Annotated in this window: 8 protein-coding genes; 3 read left to right on the forward strand and 5 right to left on the reverse strand. The window is 67.9% G+C overall.

Features of this window, described 5'->3' with window-relative positions; translation table 11 throughout:
• Window positions 1–478 precede the first annotated feature (478 nt).
• Complete coding sequence (locus GBZ26_RS21895) at window positions 479–985, forward strand: response regulator (RefSeq protein WP_174440667.1); 507 nt, start codon at window positions 479–481, stop codon at window positions 983–985.
• Window positions 986–1,077: 92 nt separating this feature from the next.
• On the opposite strand, the gene GBZ26_RS21900 is transcribed toward GBZ26_RS21895, so the two are convergent.
• Window positions 1,078–2,439, reverse strand: a complete 1,362-nt coding sequence (locus tag GBZ26_RS21900) for an HlyD family type I secretion periplasmic adaptor subunit (protein WP_174440668.1) — start codon at window positions 2,437–2,439, stop codon at window positions 1,078–1,080.
• Between the two features lie 56 nt (window positions 2,440–2,495).
• Window positions 2,496–4,232: a type I secretion system permease/ATPase gene (locus GBZ26_RS21905; protein WP_344918931.1), complete on the reverse strand. Its 1,737-nt coding sequence runs from the start codon at window positions 4,230–4,232 to the stop codon at window positions 2,496–2,498.
• A 198-nt stretch (window positions 4,233–4,430) separates the two neighbouring features.
• Between GBZ26_RS21905 and hutH the strand changes: the two genes are divergently transcribed.
• Both hutH and GBZ26_RS21915 read left to right on the forward strand, forming a co-directional pair.
• A complete protein-coding gene (gene hutH, locus GBZ26_RS21910) occupies window positions 4,431–5,957 on the forward strand; it encodes a histidine ammonia-lyase (RefSeq protein ID WP_174440670.1) in 1,527 nt (508 codons plus the stop codon).
• A 119-nt stretch (window positions 5,958–6,076) separates the two neighbouring features.
• Window positions 6,077–6,607: a peroxiredoxin gene (locus GBZ26_RS21915; protein ID WP_174440671.1), complete on the forward strand. Its 531-nt coding sequence runs from the start codon at window positions 6,077–6,079 to the stop codon at window positions 6,605–6,607.
• Between the two features lie 179 nt (window positions 6,608–6,786).
• Here the strand turns inward: GBZ26_RS21915 and GBZ26_RS21920 are convergent, their stop codons facing one another.
• The 3 genes from GBZ26_RS21920 to ftsH form a co-directional block, all read right to left on the reverse strand.
• Complete coding sequence (locus tag GBZ26_RS21920) at window positions 6,787–7,011, reverse strand: DUF2061 domain-containing protein (protein ID WP_174440672.1); 225 nt, start codon at window positions 7,009–7,011, stop codon at window positions 6,787–6,789.
• Window positions 7,012–7,121: 110 nt separating this feature from the next.
• Window positions 7,122–7,910, reverse strand: coding sequence for a rhomboid family intramembrane serine protease (locus tag GBZ26_RS21925; RefSeq protein ID WP_246653583.1), 789 nt, complete (start codon window positions 7,908–7,910; stop codon window positions 7,122–7,124).
• Window positions 7,911–8,095: 185 nt separating this feature from the next.
• Window positions 8,096–10,033, reverse strand: a complete 1,938-nt coding sequence (gene ftsH / locus GBZ26_RS21930; RefSeq protein WP_035673193.1) for an ATP-dependent zinc metalloprotease FtsH — start codon at window positions 10,031–10,033, stop codon at window positions 8,096–8,098.
• Window positions 10,034–10,182 lie beyond the last annotated feature (149 nt).

A 10,182-nucleotide genomic window follows, 5' to 3' on the forward strand; every position in this document is an offset into this window, starting at 1 on the left:
GACCGCACCACAAACGGCACCACAGACCTACGCGCCGCCGCCGTCCGATGAGCCGGCTCCGTCCTTCGCCTCCGAACCGGCGAGCGAGGAGACGCCCACGCCGCCGGCTCCGGCGCCCGTTCTGTCGCCCTTCGTGCCACGCGCGCCGGCCCCTGCGCCACAGCAACGCCCGCCGGCACCGGACTCCGCTGTCGACACCGCGCCAGCCCCGGCTCCCTCCTGGCTCTCGCCACTGTCAGGGCGCAAGGGCAGTTCGGGGGTGAACGGCGCAGCTCCCCGCAGCGGGAATGTGGACTGGCTGAGCCGCCCCAAGCGCTGACCTTCCACCTTCGCCCCATTGTTGCGGGAAGGTCGCACCTCGTCCGAACGCACCCACGTCACACCGATTTTCCTTGAACTCCAAAATGGGTGCGGCTACCACTTTATTTGGTAAATGAATATTTACCAATAACACCTGCGGCGACGCATGGGGGTGGTCATGGCACGGGATGATGTGGACACGCTGGTACGACCGTCGCCCCGCCTGGAATGGCGGCACCGCTGCGGCCCGGCCACCCAGGCTGATGGGAAAGATTCCCCCCGGCACGACGTCCCGGCGAAGCTCCGTCCCCTGCGTCTGTTGATCGTGGAGGACGAATCCCTGGCCGCCGAGGCGGTGGGCATGGCCGCCATGGACCTCGGCCACATCGTCTGCGGCACCGCTCGCACCGAGGAGGAGGCAGTGGCCATCGCCGGGCGCGAGCGTCCCGACGTGGCGCTGATGGATGTGCGGCTGGCCGGTGGCGACGGGATCGAGGCGGCGCGGCGCCTGCGCGCCAACTACGGCATCCGCTCCATCTTTCTGTCCGGCTACGCCAACCACGCGATCATGGCCCGCATCACCGAGACCTACCCGCTGGGCGTGGTCAACAAACCCTATTCGCTCGCCCAGTTGAAACTGGCTCTGGACCTCGCGGCGCGGCGCCTGCACGGCCCGCGCGGCTGAAACCATCCCGCATCGCCCAACAAGGAAGGGCGGCCTCCCCCAGGGGAAGCCGCCCTTTCCTTTTCCGAACCATCGCGGAGCCGTGTTGCCCCTTACTCCTGAATGAACGCCTTCACGTAGGAGTGCGACAGCGGCTGCACCAAGTAGTCGAGCGGAGTGCGGGCGGACAGCAGGATGCGCGCCTCCACCGGCATGCCCGGCTTGATCGTCAGGTTGTGGACCTGATGGGAGTCGCTGTCCTTCAGCTTGATCCGCGCGATGTAGGATTCCTGCCGGGTGATCGGGTCCATCACGCGGTCGGCGGAGACGTAGGTGACCGTGCCGTCCAGCGAGCCGACGACCCGGCTGTCATAGGCGGTCAGCTGCACCTTCACCGGCAGATCGACGGTCAGCGACTTGATGTCCTTCGGCTGGACCTTCACCTCGGCCAGCAGGGCGCGGTCGTCCGGGATGATGTCCAGGATCGGCTCGTTGGCGGTGATCGTGCCCCCGGCGGCCCAATGGCTGTGCATCACGACGGTCCCGGCGTCCGGAGCCTTGATCGCGCGGGTCTCCAGCCGGTTGGCGGCGTCGCGGATCTGCTCGGCGAGGCGGATGACGTCGCCGCGGGACTTCTCCAGATCGACCAGAACCTTTTCGCGGAAGTCGTTGCGGCGGCGCAGAAGCTCGCCCTCGGCATCCACGGCGGCCTGGTTCGCCTGGGCGACGCGGGCCTCAAGCTCGCGGTCACGGCCCTTGAGCTGCGCCTCCTCCTTCTGCTGCTCGACCAGCTTGGTGCGGGTGGCGTTGCCGCGGGACAGCAGCCCCTGGGTGATGCGCAGATCGTCTTCGATGAGCTGGATCTCGCGGGCCAGGAACTTGCGCTGCTCCTGAAGGCTCTTGCCCTCCTCGCGCAGGGTGACGACGCGCTCCTTGGTCAGCTTGGCCTCGGTGTCGAGCTGGTTGCGGCGGACCTGGAACAGGGTTTCCTGGTTGCCCATCAGCTTCTCCACCGTGCGGTCGCTGCCGCGGCGACGAAGCAACTCCTCCGGCCACTCAATGGCGGGCTGCTCGAACAGCTCGGCGGTCAGCCGCGCTTCCAGCGCCTGGGTTTCCAGCCAGGAGGTGCTGAGCACCTGGAGTCGGGTCGCCGCCTCGGTGCTGTCCAGCCGCATCAGGACCTGACCGGCCTTCACCGTGTCGCCTTCCTTGACGAGGATCTCCTCGATCTGGGCGGTCTCGGTGTGCTTCACGATCTTGCGGCCGGTCTCCGGAGCCAGCGCGCCGGAGGCCATGACGGCGCTGTGAAGCGGGGCGAGCGCGGCCCAGGCGGTCATCCCGCCGAAGCCCACCGCCAGCACCATGAAGCCGCCGGCCAGAAGCCCGCTGACCCGGGTGTCGGGAACCAGCGCGCGCAGCGCGCCGATCGACGTCATGGTCTTCGTCTTGTAGGTGTTCATGGTGGTGTCGGTCATAACAATCGGTCCTTGATCGCCGGAAGTGCTGGGGTGCTGGTCTGGAGGTTCCGGCGTCAGCCGGCGGCGCTCTGCACCGGCGCCGGGCCGATGTTGCGCAGGCGGCCCCAGTTCGGACCCTGCTGCTCCTGCTGGCGTTGCGGCAGTTCGACCGCCATGCCGTTCTTCAGAACGAAGGTCTTGTCGGAAATGTCGACGAAGGCCGGGGAATGGGTCAGCACGATGGTGGTGACGCCGCGGTTCTTCGCCTCGACGATGAACTCGCGCACCGCCTTGTGGCCGATCTCGTCCATGCCGGCCGACGGCTCGTCGAGAACCATCAGCGACGGGCGGCCGTAGCCGGCGCGGGCCAGGGCGATCAGGCGGGCCGAGGCGCCGGTGATCGGGAACAGCGGGTCGGTCACCTCGGTCTCATAGCCGCCGGGCAGGCTCTCGACCCAGGAATGGATGCCGGCGCGCTTGGCGGCGTCCTCGACCTTCTCCCGCGTCGTCTCGGTGAAGCGGGCGATGTTCTCGGCGATGGTGCCGGGCAGCAGATCGGCGCCCTGGGCCATGTAGCCGATGCCCTGCTCCGGGGTTTCCGGGTTCAGCGAGGCGACGGCCAGACCGCCCAGCCGCACGGTGCCTGCCGACGGCATCGCCACACCGGCCAGCAGACGGGCCAGGACCGACTTGCCGGAGCGGTTGGGGCCGGCGATGCACACCGTCTGGCCCGGCTCGACCGCCAGCGTGACGCTGCGCAGGATCGGCTTCTGGTCGCGGGGGGAGACGAACAGCAGGTTCTCGACGGTCAGGCGCTCGCGCTCCACCGGGATGATCGGACGCTCCGGCTCCAGGGACAGGCGCTTCAGCAGCGGGAACAGGCGGCGGAAGGCCTGGTAGGATTTCTGGATCTGCGCCCAGGCGCCGGCGCTCTGCTCCACCGGGGCGAGGGCACGGCCGACCAGCATGGAGGTGGCGATCATGCCGCCGAAGGACAGGTGCTGCTCGATCACCAGCAGGGCGCCGACGCCGGTCACCGCGATCTGGATGACCATGCGGACCCACTTGGTGAAGGCGCCGATGGCGGCGGCGCGCTCGGTCGAGCGGCCCTGCAGGGCGGAGGTGGTCATGGCGTCACGGGCCACGGTGTCCAGGGCGCTCGGCCCCATGCGCAGGCCGCGCACCGTCTCCGACCGCGACAGCAGGGAGTCGAACAGGCGCTGCGAACGGCTGGCCGGGGCCTTGCTGTCCTCGGCGAAGTGGCGGACCGCCCAGTTGCTCAGGAAGCCCAGCGCGGTCATGATGACCATCGCGGCGACCAGGATCACGGCGAGCAGCGGGTGGATCAGGTAGATGCCGATGACGTACAGGGGCACCCAGGGCAGATCCATCAGGGCCGGCAGCGACGGGCGGCTCATCGCGCCCTTGACCTCCATGAGGTCGCTGACCGGGGCGGTGTCCGGACGGCCGCGGCCCGAGGCGTCCAGCACGTCGGCGGTCAGCCGGCGGCGCCAGGTGACCTCCAGCGCGTTGCCCGCACGGGCCAGGATGCGCGCCCGCACCGTTTCCATGGCGGCGCTCAGCGTCAGGGCCATGACGACGATGACGGTCAGCATGACCAGCGTATCGATGTTGCCGGACGGAATGGCCCGACTAAAGACCTGAAGGGAATAAAGCGGCATCGCCAACATCAGAAGATTGATGGTGGCGCTGAAGATAAATGCACCAACGAGTACCCGGGTGAAATAACGTCCCCCGTGAGCCATGTCTTTATTGGTCTTTTCAGACCCGCGAGAAAACAGGCGAGGCATTTACAGCCCTCCAATTGTCACCGTTTGCGGCAGTGCCCACTGGATGCAGGCGAGGTCAGTTGGCGCGTTTTTGGTAAATGAAATCTGAAGATTGAGGGACATCACAGGAATGCCACTGAAAACCACCCCCTTTGCGCAGACGACAACGGCGCCTCATGTGAAGGACGTCCCTGTTCGCCCCGTTTCAAGGAACGCCGCATGACCGACACGCTGACCTTCGACCCCGGCCATCTCGCCCTGCCCGACCTGCGCCGCATCCTGCGCGACCCGCCCGTCCTGGCCCTGGCGCCCGGCTGCCGCGCCGCCATCGACGCCTCGGCCCGCACGGTGGCGGAGGCGGCGGGCGGGGAGCGCGCGGTCTATGGCGTGAACACCGGCTTCGGCCTGCTGGCGAAGAAGCGCATCCCCCCGGAGCAGGTGCGGGAGTTGCAGCGGCGGCTGGTCCTGTCGCACAGCGCCGGCACCGGGCCGGACCTGCCGCCGGGCGTGGTCCGGCTGATCCTGGCGCTGAAGGTCAACGCGCTGGCGCGCGGCCATTCCGGCGTGCGCATGGCGGTGATCGAGGCGCTGCTGACGCTCTACAACCGCGGCGTCCTGCCGGTGGTGCCGGCCAAGGGCTCGGTGGGGGCGTCCGGCGATCTGGCGCCGCTGGCCCATCTGACCGGAGTCCTGATCGGCGAGGGCGAGGCCGACGTGGACGGCGAGCGGCTGCCCGCCGCCGAGGCGCTGGCCCGCGCCGGGCTGGCGCCGCTGGCGCTGGAGGCCAAGGAGGGCCTGGCCCTGCTGAACGGCACGCAGGTGTCCACCGCGCTGGGGCTGGCCGGGCTGGTCGCCGCGGAGGACGGCTTCGCCGCCGCCTTGGTCGCCGGCGCGCTCAGCGTCGATGCCGCGCTGGGCAGCGACGGCCCGTTCGACGCGCGCATCCACGAGCTGCGCGGCCAGCCCGGCCAGCGCGACGTGGCCGCCCTCTACCGCTCCCTCCTCCAGGGCAGCGGCATCCGCGACTCCCACCGCGAGGGGCACGAGACGGTGCAGGACCCCTACAGCCTGCGCTGCCAGCCGCAGGTGATGGGTGCGGTGCTCGACCATCTGCGCTTCGCCGCCGGCGTGCTGGAACGCGAGGCCAACGCCGTCTCCGACAACCCGCTGGTCTTCCCGGAGAGCGGCGACATCCTGTCGGGCGGCAACTTCCACGCCGAGCCGGTGGCGATGGCCGCCGACGTGCTGGCCCTGTCCATCGCCGAGACCGGCGCGCTGTCGGAGCGGCGGATCGCGCTTCTGATGGACACCCATCTGTCGGGCCTGCCGCCCTTCCTGGTGGCCGACGGCGGGCTGAACAGCGGCTTCATGATCGCCCAGGTCACCGCGGCGGCGCTGGCCAGCGAGAACAAGCAGATGGCCCATCCGGCCAGCGTGGACAGCCTGCCCACCTCCGCCAACCAGGAGGATCATGTGAGCATGGCGACCCACGCCGCCCGCCGCCTGACGGACATGGCCGACAATCTGGCGGGAATCGTCGCGGTGGAGCTGCTGGCCGCGGCCCAGGGAATCGACCTGCGGGCGCCGCTGGCCTCCTCCCCCGCGCTGGAGCGCGCGCGGGGGCTGCTGCGCGCGCGTGTGGCGGTGTGGACGGAGGATCGAGCGATGGCGCCGGACATCGCGGCGGCGAAGCGGTTGGTGACCGAGGGGACCTTCCGCCCCTTCGCGGAGGCGCTCCTGCCCTGATCCGAAGACCGGCTGAGACAAGACCGCGCAGGCGGCTCCGGCCGGTATTCGTCAATCCGTTGAAGGGCTAAGCTCAGGCCATCCCACACCAACCGCTTCACTTCGATCCGGAGACCATCATGGAAGGACGCAAAGTCCCCTCGGTCGTGTTCAAGACCCGCGTGCGCGACGAAAGCGTCGGCGGTCCCAACCCGTTCCGCTGGCAGGACGTCAGCAGCGACGAGCTGTTCGCCGGCAAGCGCGTGGTCGTCTTCTCGCTGCCGGGCGCCTTCACCCCAACCTGCTCCAACCAGCAGGTGCCGACCTACGACGCGCTCTACCCGGAGTTCCGCGATCTTGGCGTGGACGAGGTCTATTGCCTCAGCGTCAACGACGCCTTCGTGATGTTCCAATGGGGAAAGCATCTCGGCGTGAAGAACATCAAGCTGATCCCCGACGGCTCGGGTCATTTCACCCGCCGCATGGGCATGCTGATCAACAAGGACCATGTCGGCTTCGGCATGCGCAGCTGGCGCTACGCCATGGTGGTGACCGATGGCGTAATCGAGAAGCTGTTCGAGGAGCCTGGCATCAACGACGCCGGAGAAGGCGGCGACCCCTACGGCGAATCCGCTCCGGAAGCGGTGCTGGCCTACCTGCGTTCGCGCTGAACGGTATCCATATCTTCTCGCTGCGCTTACGGGCGGCTTCTTTAACCCTCTCCCCTCTGGGGAGAGGGTGGCCCGGAGGGCCGGTGAGGGGGGTGCGCATAGCGGTACGCTCGGCATAAGCGCATCCCCCTCACCCTAACCCTCTCCCCGGAGGGGAGAGGGCATATGAACTTATCCCTTCAAGCCGGAACGGCGGTCCCCCCCGCCGGCTCCGCCTCAGCCGCCTGTGCCTTGCGGCGTTCATGGGCCGCCCAGGCCCGCTCGTGCAGGTGATAGGCCACCGTGTTGCACAGCGGTTCCACCAGAGCCAGCGCGCCGCCCACCGCGATGCTGCCGGTCATCAGATAGCCGACCGTAAAAGCCACCGTGAAGTGGATGCAGGCAAAGCTGAAGGTCTTGGTCATCGCCGATCTCCCAAACATCGCCGTTTTTGTTCAGCTTCAGCATGCGTGCCGGACGGCGACAGGTCCAATCGAATGATCTGAACAGACCAATAGGTAAACTCTATCATTCATCAAAAGGGTCGGCGGCGGTCGCCTGCCTCCGGCACGCTGCCGCGGCGCAGCCGGGTGCCGGGCGGAACCACCTCGAAGGGACGGCTGTGCGGTGGCTGCAGCAGCCGCACCTCGGGCCGCTTGAAGAAAGGGATCAGCGCCGCCCCCATGACGAACCCGCCGACATGCGCCCAGAAGGCCACCCCGCCGCTGTCGTCGGAGGTCGGGGTGGTGACCCCGCTCAGGATTTGTCCGAGGAACCAGAATCCCAGCACCAGCACCGCTGGAACGCTGATGACGCGCACGATGATGATGAACCAGAAGAAGACGCCGACGTTCGCCCGCGGGTGCAGCACCAGATAGGCGCCGAGCACCCCGCCGATGGCCCCGCTCGCCCCCACCATCGGGACTTCGGACGTTGGGGCGGCGAAGCTCTGGGCCAGGGCCGCCGCCGTCCCGCACAACAGGTAGAAGACCACGAAGCGGCCCCGCCCCATGCTGTCCTCGACGTTGTTGCCGAAGATCCAGAGGTACAACATGTTGCCGGCGATGTGCAGGAAGCCGCCATGCATGAACATGGAGGTAACGACGGACATCCAGGGTGGCACGACCCGCAACGCCTCCGGCAACTCGGCGTAACCAAACAACACCGCCGGAACGAGGCCGAAGGAATAGACCGCAAGGTTTCCGGCCTGCGCGCCCAGCGAGAGCTGCCACAGGAACACCATCACACACAGCGCGATCAGCGCCATGGTGACGACCGGCGTCCGCCGCGTCGGGTTATCATCGTAGATGGGCAGGAACAGCATCGGCGGCGCTTTCGGTTGAGGCGACCCAGTTCAACACGCCAGTTCAATACGATGGTCCCGCCCCGTGGTTCCGCCAAGACGTACGGGACACAGGTACAGCCCGAAGGCGGCAAAGAAAAACCGGCGCCCCTTTCAGAGCGCCGGTTTCGCTGACTTAAGCTGCGGTGTGGATCAAGTGCCCGCTATCAGGTGCCCTGGGGTTCCGGGTCCATCCCGCCGCTTTCCTTGGTGGTCGGCACCGACGGGCGACGGCCCGAGGTCGGAGTCGGCTGCTTCGGCGGCGCCGGAGAGAAGCCTTCCCGCTCGTCGTTGCGGATCAGCGGCTCGCCGCGCAACAGGCGGGCGATGTCCTCGCCGCTCAGGGTCTCGTACTCCAGCAGGCCCTTGGCGATGGTGTGGAGCTGGTCGATGTTCTCCGTCAGGATCCGGCGGGCCTCGCCGTACGCCTCGTCGACGATCCGGCGGATTTCCTCGTCCACCGTGCGGGCCGTGGCGTCGGACATGTTCTTGTGCTGGGTGACGGAGTGGCCGAGGAAGACCTCCTGCGTCGGCTCGCCGTAGAGCAGCGGGCCCAGCTTGTCGCTCATGCCCCACTCGGTGACCATGCGGCGCGACATGTCGGTCGCCATCTTGATGTCGCCCGACGCGCCCGTGGTCACGCGGTCCTTGCCGAAGATCAGCTCTTCCGCGATGCGGCCGCCCATGGCGACGCGCAGGTCGGCGTGCAGCTTGGCCTGGGACAGCGAGATGCGGTCGCCTTCAGGCAGGCGCATCACCATGCCGAGCGCGCGACCGCGCGGGATGATGGTGGCCTTGTGCACCGGATCGCTGTCCGGCTGGTGGATGGCGACGATGGCGTGACCGGCCTCGTGATAGGCAGTCAGCTTCTTCTCGTCCTCGGTCATGACCATGGAGCGGCGCTCCGCGCCCATCATGACCTTGTCCTTGGCGGCCTCGAACTCGGCCATGCCGACGACGCGCTTGCCGATTCGGGCGGCGAGCAGCGCGGCCTCGTTGACGAGGTTGGCGAGGTCGGCGCCCGAGAAGCCCGGGGTGCCGCGCGCGATGACCTTGGCGTCGACGTCCGGGGACAGCGGCACCTTGCGCATGTGGACCTTGAGGATCTTCTCGCGGCCCAGCACGTCCGGGTTCGGAACGACGACCTGACGGTCGAAGCGGCCCGGACGCAGCAGCGCGGGGTCGAGCACGTCCGGACGGTTGGTCGCGGCGATGAGGATGACGCCCTCGTTCGCCTCGAAGCCGTCCATCTCGACCAGCAGCTGGTTCAGGGTCTGCTCGCGCTCGTCGTTGCCGCCGCCCAGGCCGGCGCCACGATGACGGCCCACGGCGTCGATTTCGTCGATGAAGATGATGCAGGGGGCGTTCTTCTTGCCCTGCTCGAACATGTCGCGGACGCGGCTGGCGCCGACACCCACGAACATCTCGACGAAGTCGGAGCCGGAGATGGTGAAGAAGGGCACGTTGGCTTCACCCGCCACGGCGCGCGCGGTCAGGGTCTTACCGGTGCCCGGCGGGCCGACGAGCAGCACGCCCTTCGGGATCTTGCCGCCCAGACGCTGGAACTTCTGCGGGTCCTTCAGGAACTCGACGATTTCGGCCAGCTCCTGCTTGGCCTCGTCGATGCCGGCGACGTCGTCGAAGGTGACCCGGCCGACCTTCTCCGTCAGCAGGCGCGCGCGGGACTTGCCAAAGCCCATGGCCTTGCCGCCGCCCGACTGCATCTGACGCATGAAGAAGATCCAGACGCCGATCAGCAGCAGCATCGGGAACCAGGACAGCAGGACGGAGAACAGCGACGGCACGTTGCTGTCGTCCGGAACGGCGCTGATGCGCACGTTCTTCTGCGTCAGCCGCTCGACCAGCCCGGCTTCGGGCGGGACGAAGGTGCTGAAGGACCGGCCGTCGGTGAAATGGCCGGACACCTGGCTACCTTTGATGGTGACGTCGGCCACTTGGCCGCGGTCCACTTCGGCGAGAAGCTCGCTGAACGGAACCGTCGTCTGCGGGCTGCGCGTGGAAGAGCTCTGGAACAGGTTGAACAGGGCCACCAGCAGCAGCCCGATGATGATCCAGAGCGCGAGATTCTTGCCGAAATTGTTCACGTCAAAAGCCTTTCTGCGAACCCTGCGCGGAAAGGTAGGCCGATGCGGAGCCACCCCTCCCGGGCTTACGGGCACGTTCCCAGATTAAATAATGCCGACACGGTCCGAAACAACCGGAAAAGCTGGGCCGGCCAACACCACCCCGGGCG

The organism is Azospirillum formosense, assembly GCF_013340925.1.
Classification (GTDB): Bacteria; Pseudomonadota; Alphaproteobacteria; order Azospirillales; family Azospirillaceae; genus Azospirillum; species Azospirillum formosense.